Origin of the sequence: Halomonas sp. KX33721, from assembly GCF_001596805.1 — a bacterium.
Lineage (GTDB): Bacteria > Pseudomonadota > Gammaproteobacteria > Pseudomonadales > Halomonadaceae > Vreelandella > Vreelandella aquamarina.
Genome location: NZ_LVIA01000035.1, coordinates 20,472 through 42,345 on the forward strand (window position 1 = coordinate 20,472; position 21,874 = coordinate 42,345).

Sequence of the window (21,874 nt, forward strand, 5' to 3'; positions counted from 1 at the left end):
AAGCGCGGCAATTCAACCCACGGTAATGGTGCTCATTCGTTGCGACCTCTGAAGACGACTTCAATACCACCCTAACAGGCGCTCGCGCCCCCGTAGTTCGAAGCCTGTGTGGTCATATACACGCCGTGCGGGTGTGTTTTGCGCATCGACCGTTAAGCTCAGGCTCTGCGCCCCAGCCTCGGCGGCCAACGTTTGCGCATGGCCGATGATGGCTCTCCCCAGCCTTGGCCCCGCCATTCGGGCACCAGCCCCATCAGTTGCAGGCTCCAGTGTGAGGAAGAGGTGCCCAGTAACAATACCCCCACCTCTCGCTGCTGGTACGTCAACCCAAACCAATGCGATGGTTGAGACGACCCCGCCTGAGCCTGGAACCCCGCCAGCAAAGTCGTCACGGGCAGTGCATCGCGCAGCGCTGGGCAATCCAGCGACGCTTCCCCCACCCGCGCCAACAGCGCATGCTGTTCAGCCAGAGGAAACATCGTGAACGGACGTAACCCCAGCGATGGCTGGGGAGCAACGGAAGTTCGGCATGTCCATACCCGATGCTCCAGCGTGGCCATGGCCCGCATTCCGCCATGAACCAGCGTTCTTTCCCATGCGTCCCACGGCGCGGGTAGCACCACATGGCACAACGCGATGGGTTCGCGCCTTATCCACTCTCGTAGGGCGTTTAACAAGGGCAGCGCGGCATCGACGTGCCTGGGCAACCATAGCTGCGCCGTTTGGCTCGACAGCGGCTGCACCCAAGTAGCCGCGAGAATATGCTCGCCCGCCATGGCCACCCATAGGCCTCGCCAATCGGCCGAGCGGGCCGTGGTCAGGGCGTGCTGCAAATCCGCCTGCTGGGTAGCGTTATGAACGGCTGCCAAATGCAGCAGCGCCTCGCGCCGACGGTGGTCGGTGCAGGGCCGAACGACAAGGTGGCTGAGTGGCGAACGACGTGTCATGTTAGATAATCGGGTAATATGAAAAAGCCCCTATGAGTCAAGGAGGGTCCCCCTACGTTATGCGCCTGTTATTAGTAGAAGACGACCCCAGCTTAGCATCGGGAATTCGCATCGCCCTAAAACCCGAACACTATACGGTGGATCATCTTACCGATGGAGAGAGTGCGCTCAACGCACTCCAAAGCGAACCCTTTGATGCCGTCATACTGGATCTCGGTTTACCCAACGTGGATGGTATAGAGGTATTACGGACGATTAGACGTCACGGCAATCACGTGCCCATTTTAGTACTCACTGCCCGTGATGCCGTGGATCATCGCATTGAAGGACTCGATTCAGGCGCCGATGACTATCTCACCAAGCCATTTGAGGTGGATGAACTCAAGGCACGTTTACGCGCCCTGCTACGTCGTAGCCAAGGCCACACGAATGACGTGTTGAGATTTCGCGGCATTAGCTTGGATCCTCAATCATTGATCGTGACCTATCAACACCAGACGGTTCCCCTGTCACGTCGTGAACTCGCGTTGCTTCAAGAGTTTATGAGTCATCCAGGACGTGTTTTCACCCGCGATACGCTCACTCGATTGATTTATGGGTGGGAAGAGGAGGTAGAGAGCAACGCCATTGAAGTTCATATCCATCATTTAAGGCGCAAGCTATTTCCCGATGTGGTGCGAACGGTACGAGGGATTGGTTATGTCATGGATAAACCCGAGCTGGTAGCTCCATGACCTCCATTCGCCGTCGCACGTTAGGCCTCGTCCTACTCGTCTTTGGCATTAGCATGCTGATCATTGGCTATATCAGCTATCGCTATGCCGCTCGCGAAATCGAGGCGTTGCATGATAGGAGCTTGGCGCAAAATGCCGTGTTGCTAGAGGGACTACTTCAAGCCCCTTTGCCCGAATACGAACAGTCATTGCTGATTAGTAGCCTAGAAAAAGCCCTATCGGCCCCCCACCAACGTGTTACCTCTGCGACAGCTGACACCCTGCGTGAACTCGCCTTTCAATTGTGGGAAGAGGATCGTCTGCTACTACGCTCTGCCAGCGGACCGAGCACGCCGCTGGCTCAGCAACCGGCTGGCTACTCGACGATCACGGTGGACGAGTACGAGTGGCGCGTGTACGTCCTGGATATTCCCAACAGCCCCAAACGCGTGGTGGTCAGCGAGCGCGAGGACGTGCGCGGCGAGCTGATCAGCGCCGTGGCGCTTCGCACGCTGCTGCCAGACCTGATCGGCTTACCTTTCTTAACGCTGCTGCTATGGTGGTCCATCGGCTGGGGGCTGGCGCCTCTTTCCCGCATGGCGGAACAGATCCGTAATCGCGACCCACATAACCTACAGCCGCTAACACTCTATCCGCTGCCCCAGGAGCTAGGCACTATTGCCGGGGCGTTGAACCGGCTCTTAGAGCGGCTGCGCCAGCTGCGTGTGCGCGAGAAACGCTTCATTGCCGATGCCGCCCACGAGCTGCGTACCCCACTGGCGGTGCTGGATCTTCACGCCCAGAATGCGTTAGCGGCCGATAACGCCGAAGATCGTGAAGCGTCGCTGCACTACTTGCGTAGCGGTGTCGCTCGCTCGACGCGTCTAGTGTCCCAGTTACTCACCCTAGCGCGCCTAGACCCCGAAGAGGAACCGTTGCCTGAACTGCGCCATGCCAACGTGCTGCTGGAAACCCGAGAAACCCTGGCCAAGCTTTCGCCACTGGCGGCAGAGCGCCAACAGCAGCTGCTGCTCAATGCCGATGATCAAGCCGACTGGACGATGGAAGAGGAGCCTGGTGCGATTGAAACCCTGGTGCAGAATTTGGTCGGTAACGCAATCCAGCACTCCCCCGAGCAGAGCACCATTACGATTACCCTTGAGGCTGCCGTGCTGAGCATTACGCTGATGGTGGATGACCAAGGGCCAGGCATACCGGTTCACGAGCGCAGTCAGGTAGTAGAACGTTTTCAGCGCGCAGGCCCTGGGGCGGGAGCAGGGCTAGGGTTATCCATCGTCGAGCGCCTAGTAAAGCGCCATGAAGGCTTGCTACGACTCGAAGATGCTCCCGGTAATGGCCTACGCATCAGGGCAGTATTAGCGAGAGATGCGCTGGCTCAGCGCCAGGCAAAAAAATGAGAAAAAATGTAACACAAGGGATGTCTTAAGATTGTGATAAGAATTCCGTGCAAATGTGAAGGTACAAAGCAGGCGCGTGGTGAATGACCTGCTTCTTCACAACCACGGAGGTACCCCTCGATGAACCAAACACTGCATTCTCATACGCCGCTTGTTCAATTCGGTGCTACCCCGCTACTCACCACTCCGGCACCCAAGCAGCTCACCCCGGACAGCCCGGCAATGACCGTACTGACCGATTTTACCCAGGTCATGCCGCAGTCTATTGCCGGAGACACTCCGATTGATGACGCCCACCTTAAAATGCGTCACGGCGGTGTTCGTCTGCTGTTTGTCATGGACAAGCAGGCTCACTGCATTGGCGTGCTCACCGCCAAAGAGGTGATTGGCACTCGGCGCATCAATTTGGCCATGCAGCAGCGCAATCTTGAGCGTTCGGAAGTCACCGCCGCGATGATCATGACGCCCTGGGAAAAACTCAGCGCCATGCCGCTGGAGCAGCTGGCATCGCTCACCATTGAAGATCTCGTGTTATCAATGGAAAGCTTTACCGAGCAGCACCTGTTAATTACCGAACGTAAGCCAAATCAGGAACTGAGCGTGCGCGGCATTATCTCTGCCACTGATATCCAATCGGCCATGGGCAGCCGTTTGAATACCCAACCACCCACAACGGTGGTTCCCATGGCGCGCAGCTTCGCCGATATCTGCCAAGTCATTACCGGCCACGACTTATAGGCCACCAAGGCGCGTGGTCTTAAATGCCACGCCGCCTGTCGACATATAAGCTCCTAACGAAACGCCCCTTATCCAACGATAAGGGGCGTTTTTATTGGCCTGCCTAACCAAGCGGCTAGGCAGGATAGCCAACCGCCTTAGAAAAGACTGGCGTTGATCAGCAGATGTGCCACGATACTGGCTACGTAACCTAACAAAATAGCAGGCACCCAGCGCAAATGCACCGCAAACGTATAGATACCACGGGCTTGCCCCATCAGCGCTACCCCGGCAGCCGATCCCATGGAGAGCAGGCTGCCCCCCACACCGGCTGTCAGAGTGATCAGCAGCCAGTTGCCTTCCGACATATCCGGCGCCATGGAGAGCACGGCGAACATCACTGGAATGTTATCCACCACCGCTGAGATCAGCCCCAGCACGACGTTGGCCCACACCGGGTCCCAGCCGCCGTAAAGCGTTTCCGAAAGCAGGCTGAGATAGCCCATGAACCCCAGGCCACCCACACACATCACCACCCCGTAGAAGAACAGCAGCGTGTCCCACTCGGAGCGGGCGATACGGCTGAAGATATCGAACGGCACCACGCTGCCTAGCTGCTCCAGCTTTTTCCAATCTCCGCGGCGGGAGTAACGCTCACGTTTGCGCTCCAGCGAACGGGGCAAACTGCGCCGCAGGTAATAGCCAAAGAATTGCAGCAGGCCTAGACCAAACATCATGCCCATAGCGGGCGGTAGGTACAGAATCGAGTGGCACAACACCGAGATCGCCACGGTGATCAAGAACAGTACGATGATGCGCCGGGCGCCCCGCTTCAACCACACGTTCTCGGTGAGCGCAGCGGGCTGACGATTGACGATGAAAAAGTTCATGATCACCGCAGGCACCATGAAATTCACGATGGCAGGTACCAACAGTGCAAAGAAGCCTTCGAAAGGCACCTGACCGGCTTGCCACACCATCAGTGTGGTGATATCGCCAAACGGGCTGAACGCACCACCGGCGTTGGAGGCCACCACCACGTTGACACAGCAGAGGCTGATAAACTTGTTATCCCCCTCGGCGACCTTTAGCACCACCGCACACATCAGCATGGCAGTCGTCATGTTGTTGGCGATGGACGAAATACCGAACGCCAAACAGCCGGTAATCCAGAATAGGCTCCGGTAGCTAAACCCCTTGCGCACCAGCCACGCACGCAGTGCATCGAACACACGACGCTCTTCCATGGCGTTGATGTACGTCATCGCCACCAGGAGGAACAGCAGCAGCTCGGTATACTCGAGCAGCGTCTCTTTGAAGGCGCTCTCTGCCTCATGGGGCATACCTGCTTGTACGTAGACCCACGCGACCATAGCCCAGATCAGGCCAGCAGCCACCAGAACCGGTTTGGATTTACGCATGTGGATGATTTCTTCACTCATGACCAGGGCATAGGCCAGAATGAAAATGGTCACGGAGACAATACCGGCAAGTGAGGTGGTGAGATCGAGGGGGCCAGCAGCAGCAAAAGCAAGAGAAGGAAAAGCGAAGAGGCAGAGTGCGGTCAACAACCAAGCAACGCGGCAAGCGGGATGCCGAGTTGCAAGGACGTTAGGTGGTTTCATAGCAGCGTGATCCTGGCAGGGTTAGAGAATACCGCCACGATAATAAGCACACTAACTATGTGCTGCAACGCAGCGATGGCGCATAAGATGCGACTATTTGCCGCATCTTGTAAAGCGCTTTATTCATCCAACTGCAATTAATTGTGACACGGCACTTATTCGACGGTCACACTCTTGGCAAGGTTACGCGGTTGATCCACATCGGTGCCTTTGAGCACCGCTACGTGATAGCTCAGCAGCTGCAACGGTAGAGTGTAGAGCAGTGGTGCCAGTGCTTCGTGTACTTCAGGAAGTTCCAACACACGGATATCATCTTGAGAGCTGATTCCTACCTTTTGATCGGCAAACACAAACAGCTGGCCGCCGCGGGCGCGCACTTCTTGAAGGTTGGATTTCAGCTTTTCCAACAGGTCATCATTCGGGGCTACTGAAATTACCGGCATCTCGCTATCCACCAGCGCCAGCGGGCCGTGCTTAAGCTCCCCGGCAGGATAGGCTTCCGCATGGATATAGGAAATCTCCTTGAGCTTCAGCGCGCCTTCTAAAGCAATGGGGTAGTGCGCCCCACGACCCAGGAAGAGCGCGTGATGCTTCTCTGCAAATGCCTGAGAAAGCACTTCGATCTGCCGATCGAGACCCAACACCTGCTGACAGAGCGCGGGCAGTGCCTGCAGGGCGCCAATGATCTCTGGCTGCTCTGGCTGGCCTTTCGCTTTACTGACCGATAGCGTCAACAGCATCAGCGCAATCAACTGAGTGGTAAAGGCTTTAGTCGAGGCCACACCAATTTCGGGGCCTGCGCGGGTCATCAGCGACATGTCCGACTCCCGCACCAGCGAGCTTCCGGGCACGTTGCAGATCGCCAGCGAGCCGACATAGTTGAGCGTTTTAGCAAAGCGCAGCGCCGCCAGCGTATCGGCCGTTTCTCCAGACTGGGACAGCGTTACAAAGAGCGTGCCTTCCGGCACCACCGGGTGGCGGTAGCGATATTCCGACGCCACTTCGACCTGTACCGGCACCCCAGCATAGCGCTCCAACCAGTAACGCGCGACCATGCCTGCATGGTAGCTGGTGCCACAGGCAATAATATGCACATGGCGCGTTTTCTGGAACAACGCCAGCGCATCCGGCCCAAAACTCTCTACCAACACGCCGTGGCTACTTAAACGCCCTTCCAGCGCGGCACTAATAACGGCGGGCTGCTCAAAAATCTCTTTGAGCATGTAATGACGATATTCGCCTTTGCTAGCCGCACCGTCGCCATGTTCAAAGGTATGGATAGGGCGCTCAACGTCATTGCCTTGGCGATCAACAATGCGAATCACCCCATGCTCACGCAGCTCGACTAAATCGCCCTCTTCCAGATAGATAAAGCGGTCGGTCACTTGAAGCAGCGCCAGCGGATCAGAGGCTAAAAAGGCTTCATCAATACCAACACCTACCACCAAGGGGCTGCCTTGGCGTGCGCCCACGACCACGCCGGGCTCGGCCGCACTCATTACACCCAGGGCGTAGGCACCGCCCAAGCCACTAACAATCTCTTGTGTCGCCTCAAACAGCGTCTTGCCCGTAGCGAGTTTGTCCGCCAGCAGGTGGGCAATCACCTCGGTATCGGTTTCCGAGGTGAAGGTATAGCCACTGCCCTGCAGCGTCTCTTTAATCTGCTCGTAGTTTTCGATAATGCCGTTATGCACCACGGCGACGTTATCGCTGCTGTGGTGCGGATGGGCATTGGCCTCGGAGGGTTTGCCGTGGGTGGCCCAGCGCGTGTGCGCGATACCGCTGTTGCCTGGCAGCGCGGCGGCGTCCAACTGTTCAGCGAGTGCCGCGACTTTGCCCAAAGCCCGGTGACGCGTTAACACACCGCTGTTAAGCACCGTCATGCCAGAAGAATCGTATCCGCGATACTCCAAGCGTTTCAGCCCTTCCAACAAGATTCCCTGCACATTACGCTGCGCAACCGCCGCGACGATGCCACACATAACTTGTTCTCCTAAGGCGCTCTCACGCCGTGTAATCCAACGTGCTAATACGTTTATTTAACCTTTTTAACCGGGCGCGGCCAGTCGGGCTTCTCTAGCTGCCGGCTGCGGGTGACCGCTAATGCATACTCAGTCACATCTTTTGCAATCGTGGAACCAGCGCCCACAGTGGCACCCTTACCTACCGTGACAGGTGCCACTAAGGCAGTGTTGGAGCCGATGAAGGCGTTATCGCCAATTTCGGTGCGATGTTTGTTCACGCCATCGTAGTTGCAGGTAATGGTGCCCGCGCCCACGTTCACATCGCGCCCCAATCGAGCATCACCCACATAGCTTAAATGATTGATTTTGCTGCCTTCACCCACATCGGCATTTTTGGTTTCGACAAAATTGCCCACCTTGGCTTTCACGGCTAAGCGCGTGCCAGGACGCAGCCGTGCGTAGGGGCCGACCTGGTTAAGACCCGCCGCCACGGCCGTGTCGATGACGCTGTGGCTGTGAATCTCACTCTCTGCGCCAATGGTGCTGTTTTTGATAATGCAGTAGGGGCCTACCCGCACGCCTTCGCCAAGTTCGACGTCCCCTTCAAAAACACAGCCTACGTCGATGAAGACGTCGTGGCCGCAGGTAAGCTTACCGCGCACATCAATTCTCGCTGGGTCAGCCAAGGCAACGCCTTGGGCCATGAGCGTCTCTGCCGTCTGCTGCTGGTAAGCGCGCTCCAAGCGGGCCATTTGCGAGCGGTTATTGACCCCCTCTACCTCGGTGGCGTTATGGGGCTGCGCCGTGGCGACCTTGACGCCTTCGCTGGCTGCCATGGCGATAACGTCCGTCAGGTAGTACTCGCCCTGGGCATTTTCCGCTGATAGCTGGGGCAACCAGCGCTTCAACTGGGCACTGGTCATGGCCATAATGCCGGTGTTGCACTCGGTAATTGCCAGCTGTTCGTTGTTGGCATCTTTCTGTTCCACAATCGCCACGGCGTGACCATCGCTGTCGCGCACAATACGGCCGTAGCCGCTGGGGTCATCTAACGTGACCGTTAACAGGCCCATATGTTGCTCATCCACCTGAGCCAGTAGATTAGCTAGCGTATCGCGGCGAATCAGCGGCACATCGCCATATAGTACCAGTACAATACCGCTGCCTAAGTGAGGTTGAGCTTGGGCAACCGCATGGCCGGTGCCCTTCTGCTCTTCCTGCAACGCAAACGAGACCTTGAACTCCGCCAGCGCCTCACGCAGCTGGTCGGCACCGTGACCAATCACCACGTGAGTACGGCTAGGGTTCAGACCACTGGCCGTTGCCAGTACGTGCTCTACCATGGGCTTACCCGCTAGCGTGTGCAGTACTTTGGGCAACTGAGAGCGCATCCGTGTGCCTTTACCTGCGGCTAAGATGACGATATCGAGGTCGTGCATGTCATTCACCTGTTTGCATTTGGCGATTCGCTGAGGAGGCCGTCCAGGGCTCGATGCCCAGTTCATCGATCAGCGCATCACCGAAATAGTTGACGAAGGCGGGGCTCGCCAAGCTACGCCAACGCTCCCCCTCACGTACTAACATCAAAATATTGAGGTTGTTTTCGACGGCCAGCTGCATACCCTGCTCGGTCCCCACGACGGTGAGCGCCGTGGCCCAAGCATCGGCCCAGGCATTGGAGGGGTGGAACACCGATACCGACGCTAGCCGATGCTTGATGGGCTGACCGGTTCGCGGATCCAGAAGATGCGAGAAACGCTCACCATCGACTTCAAAGTAGTTACGGTAATCACCGGAGGTAGCCACCGACATGCCCTCCAACACAATCACATGTTGCGCTTCCGGTACCCCGCTTTGCGGCACTTCAATGCCGACACGCCAAGGCGTTTGATCTTCGATGTCCCGGTAACCGCGGGCAATCAGCCCGCCACCGATATTAACCAGGTAATTATCGATGCCCTCCTGATCCAGATACGCCGCCACGCGATCGGTAGCGTGGCCTTTGGCGACGCCAGAGAGATCGGCAAATACATCCCGGAGGCGACGCGCCTGCATCCGCTGGGTATCCACCTCGACTGCATCGAACCCAATCGTGGCCATGCGCTCGCTTAACTCGGCCTCGCTAGGCACCTCTTCGGGACGTGCCTCGGGACCAAAGCTCCATAGATTCACCACATCGCCAATGGTGATATCAAACGCCCCTTTGCTTGCTTCCGACACCGAGCGGCTTATCGCCAGCACTTCGATCAGCTCGTTAGAGAGCGGCTGCCACTCGTTGAGCGGCGCGTCGTTAAAGGCGACTAGTTCTGAATCGTCACGGTAGGTCGACATCGCTTGGTCAACGTCTTCCATCTCGGCCAATATGCCCTCTTCCAAAGCATTGGCTTCGCCCTGCGTCAGCGGGTCGACCAGAGTAATTTGATAATAGGTGCCAAAAATACCGCCTTCAAAGCGCACTGGTGACTCCAGCGGCCGATCATTTTCTGAACAGCCCGCCAGCAAAACGCCCACCAGCGCCACGACGCCCAGTCGCTTACACGCAGTTTGATAGCCTTTCATCCGATGTCCTTCATTGAACGCGCGGGTTAGAAATGAAAAAACCAGAGTAGCCAGGCACCAAACAGCACGCGGTATACCACGAACGGCTGCATCCCCAGCTTTTTGATTACGACGAGAAAGTAGTGAATACACACGAAGGCGCTGATACCCGATAAAAGCACCCCTATTAGCATAGCGGGTACGTCGATCGAGTGAGGCGCTTTGACGAGATTCACCGCTTCGAGGCCACCGGCGAGCACGATGACGGGAATCGAGAGCAAAAACGAGAAGCGCGCGGCGCCTTCTCGATTCATGCCAACCATCAGCGCCGCGGTCATCGTGATCCCCGAGCGCGACGTACCGGGGATCAGCGCTAATACCTGAGCGCCGCCGATGATCAGTGCGTCTTTTAGCGTCAACTGATACTCGCTGCGGGTACCGCGCATTTTCCAGTCGGCGTAGCCTAGCAGTAAGCCGAACCCTATCAGGCTAAGGCCGATGATCAGCGTCGAGCGCATGTAGCCTGCGATCAGGTCATGGAGGAGAAAGCCGACGATGCACACCGGCAAGGTGGCCACGACTACCCAAAACGCTAGACGCGCATCCTCATTGACGCCGTTGCCTCTTACCGCCGTGAGGCTGCTGGCGATCATTTGCCAAATTTCCTGGCGAAAATAGAGGACGACGGCGCTCAAGCTACCCAAGTGGAGTGCCACATCGAACGCGAGACCTTGATCTTCCCAGGTGGTGAGCACCGGCACCAAAATCAGATGAGCGGAGCTGGAAATCGGAAGAAATTCTGTGAGCCCCTGCACCACCGCCAATACTACCACTTGGAGCCAATCCATAGGTCGTCCTGTCTGTATTACGTCATTAAATGATGTGTAAGCACCTGCAGCGGCGCTTAGGATACACATCCAGCCATTCATTGTCCGCACCGGTGAAGCGCGCAAATTCATAAGAAGGTATAGAGCTTATGCAACGGTAAGCTACAATAGGCGCCTATTAGAAGTGTGCGTCCCTGCAAGGTACCTCATGACTCAGACCGTAGAAACGCCAGTGGTTCCCAATCGCGAGTTAGATAGCCAAGAGGCTAAGCGCGTAACCTATATCGGCGCTTGGCTGGACGGTTTGCTGAGCATTATCAAAGTCGCCGTTGGTTTTTTTGTCGGCTCTGCTGCGCTGATTGCCGATGGTATCCATTCGCTCTCTGATCTTGTGACCGATGGGTTCGTGCTGGCAGCCATTCACTATGGCCGCCAGGAGCCCGACAACGACCACCACTACGGCCATGGCCGAATCGAAACCCTCACCACGCTGCTATTAGGCAGCGTCCTAATCTTCGTGGCGGGGGGTATTGCGTGGTCAAGCGTGGATCGCCTGTTGAGCGGCACAGAAGTGGGCGCCCCGGGGGCGCTTGCGATCGTCATCGCCATACTGGCACTGATTAGCAAAGAGTGGATTTTTCGCTACACCATGCGGGTCGCGAAACGCTTGAAATCCAAGCTTTTAGAAGCCAACGCTTGGCACTCGCGCAGCGACGCACTTTCAACCGCCGTGGTGCTGGTGGCTTTAGTAGGCGCACAGTTTGGCTTGGGCTGGCTAGATGCTGTGGCCGCCATTATCGTTGGCCTGATGGTCGGTAAAGTGGGTTTAGACCTGTTGTGGGAGTCCGCTCGCGAACTGGTCGACACCGCACTCCCCGAAACAGTACAGCAGCAGATGCATGACGTGGCGTGTAGCGTCCCCGGCGTGGATAGCGTGCACGACCTGCGCACCCGTCAATCGGCAGGTTGGGTGATGGTCGATCTGCATGTGGTGGTGGGGCCTAAAATTACCGTCTCGGAAGCTCATGAAATCGGTAATGAAGTGAGCCGCCGTTTGCGCCACGAGTTTCCTTTGCTCACAGATGTTATCTTCCACGTTGACCCAGAAGATGACGCCGGTGAAGGCGACCCCAGCCGCTTGCCCGGCCTGCCGCTGCGTCCAGAAGTGGAAGCGGCGCTGAACGAGCGCTGGTACAAACATCCGGTATGGCGCACGCTGAACGAGCTACAGCTCCACTACTTAGAAGATAAGGTATCGGTATCGCTGATTATTGGCGACGCCGTTCACCAGCCGCCTCAGTGTTTGGCGAGCCAGCTCAAGGCGCTCGCCAGCGACATCGAGTGGCTGGGTCATGTGGAGGTCATGTTCATCACCCGGGCGGCCAGTAGCGCCATGCGCTAGGCTACCCTAACCCAGGTCAGACGCCGGCAAGTATGGCCGTTGCAATACTGAAGTAAATCAGTACGCCGGTGGCGTCGATCAGCGTGGTCACCAGCGGAGCCGAGGCCGTCGCGGGGTCTACTTTGAAGCGCTCCAAAACGAACGGCAAGCACATGCCGATCAAGCTGCCAAACAGCACGATGGTCACCATGCTGAGCGCCACGATGATGGCCACCGCTTCCCCGCCACGAAAAATCCCAATGGGGGCGACGGCAATGGCCATGGTCAAACCCAATGAACCAGCCACCAACAGCTCACGCCCCAGCATCTTGCTCCAATCCTTCACGCCTACGTCGCCGGTGGCCATGCCGCGCACCATCAGCGTGGCGGCCTGCGCACCGGCATTACCGCCGCTACCGATCAGCAGCGGTAAGAAAAATACCAGCGCCACCTGAGCAGCAATGGTCTCCTCGAAATAAGCGATACCAGCCCCCGAAAAAAGGTTGGCAAAGACCAGTAAGACCAGCCAAAACACGCGTTTGCGGTAAAGACTCCACAGCGGTACCCGGCTCACGCCATCCTCTAGCTGACCGATGGACATCCCTTTGTGGATATCTTCGGTGGCCTCTGACTCAGCAACATCCATGGCATCATCGTGAGTCACGATGCCTACCATACGGCCATCGGCATCAACCACGGGCAGCGCCAGTAAGTCATACCGAGCCACAATTCTCGCCACCTCCTCCTGCGCTTTATCCACAGGGATTTTGATGACATCTTTGATCATGATGTCATCCACCAACGCCCCAGGGCGCGCGACCATCAGTTGACGCAGCGACATGGTGCCGATCAGATGGCCGTCGCTGTCCAACACATAGAGCTGGTAGACCGTTTCCGCATCGGGCGCGGTTTGGCGCACGCGCATCATTGCTTGTGACACCGTCATGCCACTGGCTATGGCAACATAGTCAGAGGTCATGATGGCGCCGGCAGTGCCCTCTTCATAGCTCGCCAAGCGCTTGAGATCCTCGCGCTCCTGGTGCGCCATACGACGCAACAGCGCTTCGCGACGGTCTTCCCCAAGCCGGTTGAACAAATCCGCCCGCTCGTCGGAGCCCATCTCTTCGAGCAGTTTGAGCACCTGGCTATCGGACAGCTCTCCCACCACCTCGAGCTGGCTCTCTTTGGGTAGATAGCCCAACACATTGGCGGCTCGCTCGGTGGAGAGAATGTCCAACACCGTCAGGGCCGCACGTAGCTCCTCATCCTTCTCGATCAGCTCTTCCAGCACTTCCCCAATGTCGGCCGAGCGTATTTCAGCGAGGCGTTCCGCCAATTGCGCCTTGTTGGGCTCTTCCTTGACCAGCTCCTCGAGCAGCTCGGTTTTCAATTCCTGTAAGGCTTCTTCGTTTAGCGCCATCGCTCGCTCCTGAGACGTTCAACTCTGGGATGACTCACCCGCATATTAACAGACAAAAAAAAACGCCCCTTAAACCCTGAATCGGGTTTAAGGGCGTTTGATTACGCAGAGCGTCTAATTAGCCTTTACCCGCCTTCTTACGCAACTGCTGAATCGTTCGCAGTTGGGCAACGGCTTCGGCGAGTTCAGCGGCAGCGCGGGTATAATCCAGCTCCGCTGACTTCTCATTAAAGGCTTTCAGCGCCTGCTGACGCGCTTCTTCAGCAGCGGCCTCGTCGAGGTCGCTGGCACGCGCCGCAGCGTCTGCCAGGATCGTCACGACATCTGGCTGGACTTCCATGAAGCCGCCAGAGACAAAGAAGTTCTCTTCCTTGCCATCATCGTGGATCACGCGGATCGGGCCCGGCTGAAGCTCGGTCAGCAGCGGGGCGTGCCCCGGCAAAATGCCGAGGTCACCCATAATCCCGGAAGCAATCACCTGCTCAACCTTACCTGAGAAGATGGATGCTTCTGCGCTGACGATATTGCAAGTGAAGCTATTCGCCATAGCGAATCCCCCTAATGGACGGGATTACTTCTTCATCTGGTTGGCTTTTTCGACAGCTTCGTCGATGGAGCCGACCATGTAGAAGGCCTGTTCCGGCAGATCGTCGTAGTCACCCGCGAGGATGCCCTGGAAGCCACGGATGGTGTCTTTCAGCGACACGTACTTACCGGGCGAGCCAGTGAAGACCTCGGCCACGAAGAACGGCTGCGACAGGAAGCGCTGGATCTTACGCGCACGGGCAACGGCCAGCTTGTCTTCGTCAGACAGCTCGTCCATACCCAGAATCGCGATGATGTCCTTCAGTTCCTTGTAACGCTGCAGAACGTTCTGAACGCCACGCGCTACGTCGTAGTGCTCTTCACCGACGACCAGCGGGTCCAGCTGACGCGAGGTGGAGTCCAGCGGGTCGATCGCGGGGTAGATACCCAGCTCAGCGATTGAACGCGCTAGTACTACAGTTGCATCCAGGTGGGAGAAGGTGGTCGCCGGCGACGGGTCAGTCAAGTCATCCGCAGGGACGTAAACGGCCTGCACGGAAGTGATAGAACCGGTTTTCGTAGAGGTGATACGTTCCTGCAGAACGCCCATCTCTTCGGCCAGCGTCGGCTGATAACCTACCGCAGACGGCATACGACCCAGCAGGGCGGATACTTCGGTACCGGCCAGGGTGTAACGGTAGATGTTGTCGACGAACAGCAGAACGTCGCGGCCTTCATCACGGAATTTTTCCGCAATGGTCAAACCGGTCAGCGCCACGCGAAGACGGTTACCGGGTGGCTCGTTCATCTGACCGTAGACCAGCGCTACCTTGTCGATAACGTTGGATTCGGTCATTTCATGATAGAAGTCGTTACCCTCACGCGTACGCTCACCGACACCAGCGAATACAGAGTAGCCGCTGTGCTCGGTGGCGATGTTGCGGATAAGCTCCATCATGTTAACGGTTTTACCAACACCCGCACCGCCGAACAGACCAACCTTACCGCCTTTCGCGAAGGGGCAGACCAGATCGATGACCTTGATACCGGTCTCGAGCAGCTCGTTAGACGCTGCCTGATCGGCATAGCTCGGCGCTTTTCGGTGGATCGGCATACGCTCTTGCTCACCGATCTCACCTGCTTCGTCGATCGGCTCGCCGAGTACGTTCATGATGCGACCCAGCGTTTCCTTACCGACCGGTACGGAAATCGCGGCACCTGTGTTGGTTACGTCCAAGCCACGTTTCAAGCCCTCGGTGGAGCCCATGGCAATGGCGCGTACTACGCCGTCGCCCAGCTGCTGCTGGACTTCGAGGATGGTCTCAACGTTGGAGACCTTCAGCGCGTCGTAGACCTTGGGCACAGAGTCCCGCGGAAACTCTACGTCAATCACCGCGCCGATGATTTGTACGATACGTCCGCTCATCTTGGTTCCTCTCAAAAACCTGCAAATGAAACCTGTTTGCCGGGAGCCACCTTAGCGATGGCAGGCTCCCTTGGCGTTATACGGCTGAAGCGCCGCCGACGATCTCGGAAATTTCCTGGGTGATGGCGGCCTGACGGGCCTTGTTGTACACCATCTCCAGATCGTCGATCAGGTTGCCCGCGTTATCAGTGGCACTCTTCATAGCGATCATTCGGGCGGCCTGTTCGCACGCACCGTTTTCGACTACCGCCTGATACACCTGCGATTCGATGAATCGAACCAACAGGCCGTCTAACAACGCCTTGGCATCCGGTTCATACAGGTAGTCCCAGCTTCCGGGACGGGCGTTTTCTTCGTCATGCTTCGCGTCAGCGCCCATATCGGACGACAGCGGAAGAATCTGACGTACAACGGGACGCTGTGTCATGGTATTAACGAATTCGTTATATACCACGTACAGACGGTCTAGACGCCCGTCGTCGTACGCTTCGAGCATGACCTTAACACTACCGATCAGACCCTCAACGGTCGGTGCTTCTCCTAAACCACTTTTGGCGGCAACCAAGTTGCCCCCGTAGTTACGGAAGAAAGCACCGGCTTTCGAACCGAGGGCACAGAAGTCCAGCTCAGCGCCTTGCTGTTTCCAGGCAACGGCGTCTTTCACCACTGCTTTGAACAGGTTGACGTTCAAGCCGCCACACAGGCCACGATCGGTGGAGACCACAATGTAACCAACGCGCTTTACCTCGTTACGCTCGACCATATAGTCGTGCTTGTACTCGGGGTTTGCGTCGGCAATGTGGCCTACCACGTTACGAATCTGCTTGGCGTACGGCTGGCCAGCCTTCATCAGATCTTGCGCTTTACGCATTTTCGATGCAGCTACCATCTCCATGGCGCTGGTAATCTTCTGCGTATTTTTAATGCTCCCGATCTGGGTGCGTATCTCTTTTGCAGCTGCCATAGCGATCTACCTTTCGTTCGTGGCTCTCAGAAAGCATGCAAGCCCGCCCGCAGGCGGGCCGGACATTACCAGCTCTGAGTCGCCTTGAACTTCTCGAGACCTGACTTCAAGCCGTCCTGAATCTCGCCGTTGTAGTCGCCGGTCTGGTTGATCTTATCGAGCAGCTCGCTGTGCTCAGACTTCATGTAATCGTGCAGAGCACGTTCGAAGTCCAGCACCTTATCGACGCTCACGTCGTCCAGGTGACCTTCGTTAGCGGCGTACAGAGACAGCGCCATTTCCGCCACTGACATCGGCGAGTACTGCTTCTGCTTCATCAGTTCGGTCACGCGTTGGCCGTGCTCGAGCTGCTTGCGCGTCGCTTCATCAAGGTCAGAGGCAAACTGCGAGAACGCCGCCAGTTCACGATACTGAGCCAGGGCTAGACGAACACCGCCACCCAGCTTCTTGATGATTTTGGTCTGCGCAGCACCACCTACACGAGAAACCGAGAGACCTGCGTTAATCGCCGGACGAATACCGGAGTTAAACAGGTTGGTTTCCAAGAAGATCTGACCATCGGTGATGGAGATAACGTTGGTCGGAACGAACGCCGATACGTCACCACCTTGTGTTTCGATGATCGGCAGTGCGGTCAAAGAACCGGTTTTGCCTTTCACTTCACCGTTGGTGAACTTCTCAACGTAGTCAGCGTTAACGCGCGCAGCGCGCTCCAGCAGACGCGAGTGGAGATAGAAAACGTCACCGGGGTAAGCTTCACGGCCCGGCGGACGACGCAGCAGAAGCGATACCTGACGGTACGCAACGGCCTGCTTGGAAAGATCGTCATACACGATCAGCGCGTCTTCACCACGGTCACGGAAGTACTCGCCCATGGTGCAACCAGAGTAAGCGGCCAGGAACTGCATCGGTGCCGGATCGGCAGCGCCTGCAGCGACGATGATGGTGTGTTCCAACGCGCCGTGCTCTTCGAGCTTGCGAACGACGTTAGCAATGGTCGACTGCTTCTGACCGATCGCTACGTAGACACAGGTAACGCCCTTGCCTTTCTGGTTGATGATCGCATCGATGGCAATGGCAGATTTACCAATCTGACGGTCACCGATGATCAGCTCACGCTGACCACGACCGATCGGCACCATAGCGTCGATAGATTTCAAACCAGTTTGGATCGGCTCATCAACGGACTGACGGGTGATAACGCCGGGCGCTACTTTTTCTACCGCGTCGGTCAGTTTAGCGTTGATCTCGCCTTTGCCGTCAATGGGGTTACCCAACGCATCGACAACGCGACCAATCAGCTCAGGGCCTACCGGAACTTCAAGAATGCGACCGGTACACTGAGCGGTCATGCCTTCTTCAAGCTGCAGGTAGTCACCCAGGACAACAGCACCGACGGAGTCACGCTCCAGGTTCAGTACCATGCCGAAAATGCTGTTGGGGAATTCGATCATTTCACCGAACATCGCGTCTTCGAGGCCGTGAATTTTCACGATACCGTCGGAAACGCTGACGATGGTGCCCTGATTACGGGCTTCAGATGCGACGTCAAGCTTTTCAATTCGCTGCTTGATGATGTCGCTGATCTCGGAAGGATTCAGTTGCTGCATGCCATGTCCCTCAGACTCAAGCGGTCAGCGCTTCGGAAAGTCGGTTCAATCGACCACGCACCGAACCGTCAATGACGGTATCGCCGGCACGCAGGATGACACCGCCAATCAGCGCCTTGTCCACCTGAGTAGTAATGGAGATTTCGCGATTCAGACGTTTCTTGAGCGCGGTTGCTAGCTTGGTCTGCTGTTGGCTGTCCAGCGCATAGGCGGACGTCACCAGTACCTCAACACGCTGCTCATGTTCGGCACGCAGGTGCTCGAACTGCTCAGCGATAAAAGGTAGGGCCATCAAGCGACCTTGGTCGGCCAGGGTATCCAAAAAGCGCGACACGTCGGCATTCTGCTCCGGTAACATATCGGAAAGCAGGGCTACCTTTTTGTCGTTCTCAAGCTTTGGACTACCCAACAAGCGACGAACGTCGCTATTGGCAACCGCAGTGCTTAAAAAAACAAACGCCTGGGACCAGCTATCAAGCGCCTCATGATCACGCGCGTATTCAAACGCCGCCTTAGCGTAAGGACGAGCGACGGTAAGTAATTCCGCCATGGGTCACCTCCTTACAGTTCAGCAGCAAGCTCATCAAGTAACTTGCGATGTGCTTTCTCGTCGACCGAAGCTTCTAATACACGCTCGGCACCAAGGATGGCGAGGTGAGAAACCTGGGCACGAAGCTCGTCTTTTGCACGATTTACTTCTTGCTCAATTTCGGAACGAGCGCTTGCCATCAGGCGTTCGCCTTCAGCGCGAGCCTGTTCGCGTGCTTCTTCGATCATCTGAGCAGAGCGCTTGTTGGCTTGCTCGAGAATTTGAGAAGCCTGCTCCTTGCTTTCACGCAACGTTTGCTCAGCGCGCTCTTGAGCTAACTCAAGGTCGCGAGTCGCACGGCTGGCTGCGTCCAAGCCATCAGCAATCTTTTTCTGACGCTCATGAAGCGCGTTGCTGATCGGAGGCCACACATACTTTATGCAAAACCAGACAAAGATCGCGAAGGCGATCGTCTGCCCGATAAGCGTCATGTTGATATTCACAGGGATGTACCTCTGACAAGTTCGTGGCGACCGGAGTGAAACAAAACCGAGCGGATGTCCGCTCGGTTAAGCTGCATTAACCGGCGACAACGAAGATCAGGTACATCGCGATACCAACACCGATCATCGGAACGGCGTCAAGCAGACCGGCCATGATGAAGGTTTTGGTTTGCAGCTGGTCGCCCAGTTCCGGCTGACGCGCAGTAGACTCAAGCAGTTTGCCGCCCAGAAGAGCGAAGCCAATGCCGGTAGCTAGTGCGCCCAGACCGATGATGATGGCAGCTGAGAGATAAACCATTTCCATGATGTTGCTCCTGAGTTTAAGTTTTGGTTAAGGGTTGAGGGTTAATGAAAACGTCGTTGCTTGGTTTAGTGATGTTCGTGCGCCGCGCTGAGGTATACAACCGACAGCGTGGTGAAAATAAAGGCCTGCAGCGTTACCACAAGGATGTGGAAGATGGCCCATGGCACGTCCAACAGCCAGATTGCCCAGAACGGCAGTAGAGCAATCAGAATAAAGATAACTTCACCGGCAAACATGTTACCGAACAGACGCAGGCCAAGGCCTAACGGCTTCACCAGCAGGCCAATCACTTCAAGTACCAGGTTGAAAGGGATCAGCGCCCAGTGATTGAACGGCGTAAGCGACAGCTCTTTGGCAAAACCACCGGCACCTTTGACTTTAATGCTGTAGTAAATAATCAGGCAGAACACGCCCAGCGCCATACCCAGCGTGGCGTTCGGGTCCGTGGTCGGTACAATTTTCATGTACTCAACGCCTAACCGTTTAAAGAGCTCAGGGCCATAGTCGACCGGAATAATTTTCAGCGTGTTCATGAGCAAAATCCACACGAACAGCGTCAGTGCCAGCGGGGCAATGACCGGGTTACGGCCATGGAACGTCGCGCGGGTGAGGTTCTCGATGAACTCAACCACCATTTCAACAGCGTTTTGCAGTCCGCTAGGAACGCCCGTTGTTGCTGCTTTACCGGCTTTACGGAAAATCCAGATAAACAGGAGGCCCATGGCGATCGACCAGCCCATGGTGTCCAGATGAATGGCCCAAAAGCCCATTTCACGAGCTTCTTCGGCGGAGTGCGCCAGCGACCAGCCATTCTCTGGATGTTTACCAAAGGTCAGGTTCTGCAAGTGGTGCTGGATATAGTAAGTCGACGAGACTTCGTTTCCTGCGGCCATAGACATGTCACCTCAATCAGTTGTGCGATTTCCCAGGCATTAACCAAGGTGCAAGCCAATGCGTTAGAACAATCGCAACATAAGCACTAAAAAAGAAAGCGGGGTTTGAGGGAGGCACTACCACGAACACCAAAGCAAACAGTGCCACCGTCAAACCAAACTTACCTGCCTCGGCGCGAAACAGAACCATAGCGCCTGGAGAACGACGCGTTTTACCAAAAATTCCCATGCGCTGTATAAAGAAAGCGTGTGGCAGCAACGCTACCAGTGCTCCCGTTATGACCGATAGCACCCCTGGCATCTGGGCTACCGGATAAGCCAGCAGCACTCCAAGCAGCATCACCACGAGCTGGGCGCCGGTTAGCCGAGCGAAGTAGGCTCGCTGCCGCTGGGTTTCAATTCGCTGCATAAGCTTTCAACATATCGCTAGTAAGCAAATGATTCCCCAGCGCGTTAGATGGGTTGCTGCCGATGTGCCTTTCAAGCGCATCGATAAGCAACCTACACAAATCTTGCGCGATTATAGGGAAGCGCTATCACACCTTCAACCGAAGTTGCACGGATTTCACGCGTTTCAGCGCCGACTTGCGACCAAAGGGCTAAAAACAGGCCATATCTTTCATTAGCGTGCTATTTAATATGCGCCAGAATCCCGTCCAACTCTTCGAGGCTAGTGTAGCGAATGGTGACCTTCCCCTTGCCCTTTTGGCCATGGTCAATCGAAACAGGCGCACCGAGAATTTCGCCCAGGTGGGTTTCTAAGCGGGCCACATCCGGTGTCTTGGCCGCTTGCTTGGCGGTCGGCGCAGGTGCCTGATTGGTTTGCACCTTTTTCACCAGCGCTTCGGTATCGCGCACGGTAAGGTCTTTATTGACCACTTCGTGGGCGACTTGGCGCTGCTGTGCACTGGTTAACGAGAGCAGTGCGCGAGCGTGACCCATATCTAAGTCGCCCCGTTCTAGCAGGGTTTGCACCTCTGGGTCGAGGGCCAGCAGACGAAGTAAGTTGGCAACCTGGGTACGAGACTTACCCACTGCATCAGCAATCTGTTGCTGAGTGAGCTCAAATTCATCGCCCAAACGCTTCAGCGCAATCGCTTCTTCAATCGCGTTGAGGTTTTCCCGCTGGATATTTTCAATCAGCGCTAAGGCCAGCGCGACTTCATCACTCACATGGCGTATGACCGCCGGAATAACGTCCAGCTCGGCCAGTTGCGCGGCGCGCCAGCGGCGCTCACCGGCAATAATTTCATAGCGGTCTTTACCTACCGGACGCACCACGATGGGCTGCATCACGCCTTGGGCGCGAATGGAGTCGGCAAGCTCTTCCAGCGCTTCGGGCTGAATGTCGCGGCGAGGTTGATACTTGCCACGTGTCAATTGACCCAGCGGCAGGCGCTCCAAACGTTCGGGGGCGTCATCCGACATGCCCTCGGTTAGGGACGCCTCAGCGTTGTCCAGCGTTGTCTCGCCGGTGAGATCCAAACTGTCACGACGACGGGCGCCCGCACCAATCAGGGCATCCAGGCCACGTCCTAGCGCGCGTTTACGCGTCATTCGCTTTCCCTCG

General features: G+C 56.5%; 22 protein-coding genes. 4 read left to right on the forward strand and 18 right to left on the reverse strand.

The annotated features are described in order from the left end of the window. Positions 1-60: 60 nt before the first annotated feature. Positions 61-237: a GNAT family N-acetyltransferase gene (locus A3220_RS18335; RefSeq protein WP_354702741.1), complete on the reverse strand. Its 177-nt coding sequence runs from the start codon at positions 235-237 to the stop codon at positions 61-63. Then, positions 159-947, reverse strand: a complete 789-nt coding sequence (locus A3220_RS13055; RefSeq protein WP_062375213.1) for a hypothetical protein — start codon at positions 945-947, stop codon at positions 159-161. Before A3220_RS13055 ends, A3220_RS18335 begins: the two co-directional genes overlap by 79 nt. Positions 948-1,006: 59 nt before the next feature. Here A3220_RS13055 and A3220_RS13060 point away from each other — a divergent pair, with 59 nt between their 5' ends. From A3220_RS13060 to A3220_RS13070, 3 genes are all read left to right on the forward strand, one after another. Next, positions 1,007-1,681: a response regulator transcription factor gene (locus tag A3220_RS13060; RefSeq protein WP_062375215.1), complete on the forward strand. Its 675-nt coding sequence runs from the start codon at positions 1,007-1,009 to the stop codon at positions 1,679-1,681. Continuing rightward, positions 1,678-3,078 carry an ATP-binding protein gene (locus A3220_RS13065; RefSeq protein WP_062375216.1) on the forward strand — a complete coding sequence of 467 codons (1,401 nt, stop codon included), beginning with the start codon at positions 1,678-1,680 and terminating at the stop codon, positions 3,076-3,078. The genes A3220_RS13060 and A3220_RS13065 overlap by 4 nt, the downstream gene beginning before the upstream one ends. 120 nt (positions 3,079-3,198) lie before the next feature. Then, a complete protein-coding gene (locus A3220_RS13070) occupies positions 3,199-3,816 on the forward strand; it encodes a CBS domain-containing protein (RefSeq protein ID WP_062375218.1) in 618 nt (205 codons plus the stop codon). Positions 3,817-3,953: 137 nt separating this feature from the next. Here A3220_RS13070 and nhaD read toward each other — a convergent pair whose 3' ends face one another. The 5 genes from nhaD to A3220_RS13095 form a co-directional block, all read right to left on the reverse strand. After that, positions 3,954-5,420 (reverse strand): sodium:proton antiporter NhaD, encoded by a 1,467-nt coding sequence (gene nhaD / locus A3220_RS13075; protein WP_044628613.1) that lies wholly within the window; start codon positions 5,418-5,420, stop codon positions 3,954-3,956. Positions 5,421-5,575: 155 nt separating this feature from the next. Next, positions 5,576-7,402, reverse strand: a complete 1,827-nt coding sequence (gene glmS, locus A3220_RS13080) for a glutamine--fructose-6-phosphate transaminase (isomerizing) (protein ID WP_062375220.1) — start codon at positions 7,400-7,402, stop codon at positions 5,576-5,578. Between the two features lie 53 nt (positions 7,403-7,455). Then, complete coding sequence (gene glmU / locus A3220_RS13085; protein WP_062375222.1) at positions 7,456-8,823, reverse strand: bifunctional UDP-N-acetylglucosamine diphosphorylase/glucosamine-1-phosphate N-acetyltransferase GlmU; 1,368 nt, start codon at positions 8,821-8,823, stop codon at positions 7,456-7,458. A 1-nt stretch (position 8,824) separates the two neighbouring features. Continuing rightward, entirely contained in the window at positions 8,825-9,943 is a 1,119-nt protein-coding gene (locus A3220_RS13090; RefSeq protein WP_062375224.1) for an FAD:protein FMN transferase, read from the reverse strand. Between the two features lie 26 nt (positions 9,944-9,969). After that, complete coding sequence (locus A3220_RS13095; RefSeq protein ID WP_044628609.1) at positions 9,970-10,770, reverse strand: undecaprenyl-diphosphate phosphatase; 801 nt, start codon at positions 10,768-10,770, stop codon at positions 9,970-9,972. A gap of 187 nt (positions 10,771-10,957) precedes the next feature. Between A3220_RS13095 and A3220_RS13100 the strand changes: the two genes are divergently transcribed. Further along, on the forward strand, positions 10,958-12,151 hold the full coding sequence (locus A3220_RS13100; RefSeq protein ID WP_044628608.1) for a cation diffusion facilitator family transporter: 1,194 nt from the start codon (positions 10,958-10,960) through the stop codon (positions 12,149-12,151). A 16-nt stretch (positions 12,152-12,167) separates the two neighbouring features. Here the strand turns inward: A3220_RS13100 and mgtE are convergent, their stop codons facing one another. From mgtE to A3220_RS13155, 11 genes are all read right to left on the reverse strand, one after another. Further along, positions 12,168-13,550, reverse strand: coding sequence for a magnesium transporter (gene mgtE, locus A3220_RS13105; protein WP_044628607.1), 1,383 nt, complete (start codon positions 13,548-13,550; stop codon positions 12,168-12,170). 118 nt (positions 13,551-13,668) lie between these two features. After that, a complete protein-coding gene (locus A3220_RS13110; protein ID WP_044628606.1) occupies positions 13,669-14,097 on the reverse strand; it encodes a F0F1 ATP synthase subunit epsilon in 429 nt (142 codons plus the stop codon). 24 nt (positions 14,098-14,121) lie between these two features. After that, positions 14,122-15,501 (reverse strand): F0F1 ATP synthase subunit beta, encoded by a 1,380-nt coding sequence (atpD, locus tag A3220_RS13115; protein ID WP_058577336.1) that lies wholly within the window; start codon positions 15,499-15,501, stop codon positions 14,122-14,124. Between the two features lie 76 nt (positions 15,502-15,577). Further along, complete coding sequence (gene atpG, locus A3220_RS13120) at positions 15,578-16,465, reverse strand: F0F1 ATP synthase subunit gamma (RefSeq protein ID WP_062375226.1); 888 nt, start codon at positions 16,463-16,465, stop codon at positions 15,578-15,580. Positions 16,466-16,530: 65 nt separating this feature from the next. Continuing rightward, positions 16,531-18,075 (reverse strand): F0F1 ATP synthase subunit alpha, encoded by a 1,545-nt coding sequence (gene atpA / locus A3220_RS13125; RefSeq protein WP_062375228.1) that lies wholly within the window; start codon positions 18,073-18,075, stop codon positions 16,531-16,533. 16 nt (positions 18,076-18,091) lie between these two features. Beyond that, positions 18,092-18,625, reverse strand: coding sequence for a F0F1 ATP synthase subunit delta (locus A3220_RS13130; protein ID WP_062375230.1), 534 nt, complete (start codon positions 18,623-18,625; stop codon positions 18,092-18,094). A gap of 11 nt (positions 18,626-18,636) precedes the next feature. After that, positions 18,637-19,107, reverse strand: a complete 471-nt coding sequence (locus tag A3220_RS13135; RefSeq protein ID WP_044628601.1) for a F0F1 ATP synthase subunit B — start codon at positions 19,105-19,107, stop codon at positions 18,637-18,639. Between the two features lie 76 nt (positions 19,108-19,183). After that, positions 19,184-19,411: a F0F1 ATP synthase subunit C gene (gene atpE / locus A3220_RS13140; protein ID WP_007112217.1), complete on the reverse strand. Its 228-nt coding sequence runs from the start codon at positions 19,409-19,411 to the stop codon at positions 19,184-19,186. Between the two features lie 65 nt (positions 19,412-19,476). Next, complete coding sequence (gene atpB, locus A3220_RS13145) at positions 19,477-20,304, reverse strand: F0F1 ATP synthase subunit A (protein ID WP_044628644.1); 828 nt, start codon at positions 20,302-20,304, stop codon at positions 19,477-19,479. A 16-nt stretch (positions 20,305-20,320) separates the two neighbouring features. Then, the gene (locus A3220_RS13150) at positions 20,321-20,713 is read right to left on the reverse strand and encodes an ATP synthase subunit I (RefSeq protein WP_044628600.1); all 393 of its coding nucleotides are present in this window, start codon (positions 20,711-20,713) and stop codon (positions 20,321-20,323) included. Between the two features lie 221 nt (positions 20,714-20,934). After that, a complete protein-coding gene (locus A3220_RS13155; protein ID WP_062375232.1) occupies positions 20,935-21,861 on the reverse strand; it encodes a ParB/RepB/Spo0J family partition protein in 927 nt (308 codons plus the stop codon). Between the last annotated feature and the right edge of the window lie 13 nt (positions 21,862-21,874).

Bases quoted from the DNA above. Each gene is read 5' to 3' on its own strand.
- A3220_RS13110 (WP_044628606.1), bottom strand. From the start codon at position 14,097: ATGGCGAATAGCTTCACTTGCAATATCGTCAGCGCAGAAGCATCCATC.
- A3220_RS13150 (WP_044628600.1), bottom strand. From the start codon at position 20,713: ATGCAGCGAATTGAAACCCAGCGGCAGCGAGCCTACTTCGCTCGGCTA.
- A3220_RS13155 (WP_062375232.1), bottom strand. From the start codon at position 21,861: ATGACGCGTAAACGCGCGCTAGGACGTGGCCTGGATGCCCTGATTGGT.
- A3220_RS13065 (WP_062375216.1), top strand. From the start codon at position 1,678: ATGACCTCCATTCGCCGTCGCACGTTAGGCCTCGTCCTACTCGTCTTT.
- atpG (WP_062375226.1), bottom strand. From the start codon at position 16,465: ATGGCAGCTGCAAAAGAGATACGCACCCAGATCGGGAGCATTAAAAAT.
- glmS (WP_062375220.1), bottom strand. From the start codon at position 7,402: ATGTGTGGCATCGTCGCGGCGGTTGCGCAGCGTAATGTGCAGGGAATC.
- A3220_RS13100 (WP_044628608.1), top strand. From the start codon at position 10,958: ATGACTCAGACCGTAGAAACGCCAGTGGTTCCCAATCGCGAGTTAGAT.
- atpA (WP_062375228.1), bottom strand. From the start codon at position 18,075: ATGCAGCAACTGAATCCTTCCGAGATCAGCGACATCATCAAGCAGCGA.
- A3220_RS13055 (WP_062375213.1), bottom strand. From the start codon at position 947: ATGACACGTCGTTCGCCACTCAGCCACCTTGTCGTTCGGCCCTGCACC.
- A3220_RS13130 (WP_062375230.1), bottom strand. From the start codon at position 18,625: ATGGCGGAATTACTTACCGTCGCTCGTCCTTACGCTAAGGCGGCGTTT.
- A3220_RS13090 (WP_062375224.1), bottom strand. From the start codon at position 9,943: ATGAAAGGCTATCAAACTGCGTGTAAGCGACTGGGCGTCGTGGCGCTG.
- atpB (WP_044628644.1), bottom strand. From the start codon at position 20,304: ATGGCCGCAGGAAACGAAGTCTCGTCGACTTACTATATCCAGCACCAC.
- A3220_RS13095 (WP_044628609.1), bottom strand. From the start codon at position 10,770: ATGGATTGGCTCCAAGTGGTAGTATTGGCGGTGGTGCAGGGGCTCACA.
- atpD (WP_058577336.1), bottom strand. From the start codon at position 15,501: ATGAGCGGACGTATCGTACAAATCATCGGCGCGGTGATTGACGTAGAG.
- A3220_RS13060 (WP_062375215.1), top strand. From the start codon at position 1,007: ATGCGCCTGTTATTAGTAGAAGACGACCCCAGCTTAGCATCGGGAATT.
- atpE (WP_007112217.1), bottom strand. From the start codon at position 19,411: ATGGAAATGGTTTATCTCTCAGCTGCCATCATCATCGGTCTGGGCGCA.
- glmU (WP_062375222.1), bottom strand. From the start codon at position 8,823: ATGCACGACCTCGATATCGTCATCTTAGCCGCAGGTAAAGGCACACGG.
- A3220_RS18335 (WP_354702741.1), bottom strand. From the start codon at position 237: ATGGCGGGGCCAAGGCTGGGGAGAGCCATCATCGGCCATGCGCAAACG.
- mgtE (WP_044628607.1), bottom strand. From the start codon at position 13,550: ATGGCGCTAAACGAAGAAGCCTTACAGGAATTGAAAACCGAGCTGCTC.
- A3220_RS13070 (WP_062375218.1), top strand. From the start codon at position 3,199: ATGAACCAAACACTGCATTCTCATACGCCGCTTGTTCAATTCGGTGCT.
- nhaD (WP_044628613.1), bottom strand. From the start codon at position 5,420: ATGAAACCACCTAACGTCCTTGCAACTCGGCATCCCGCTTGCCGCGTT.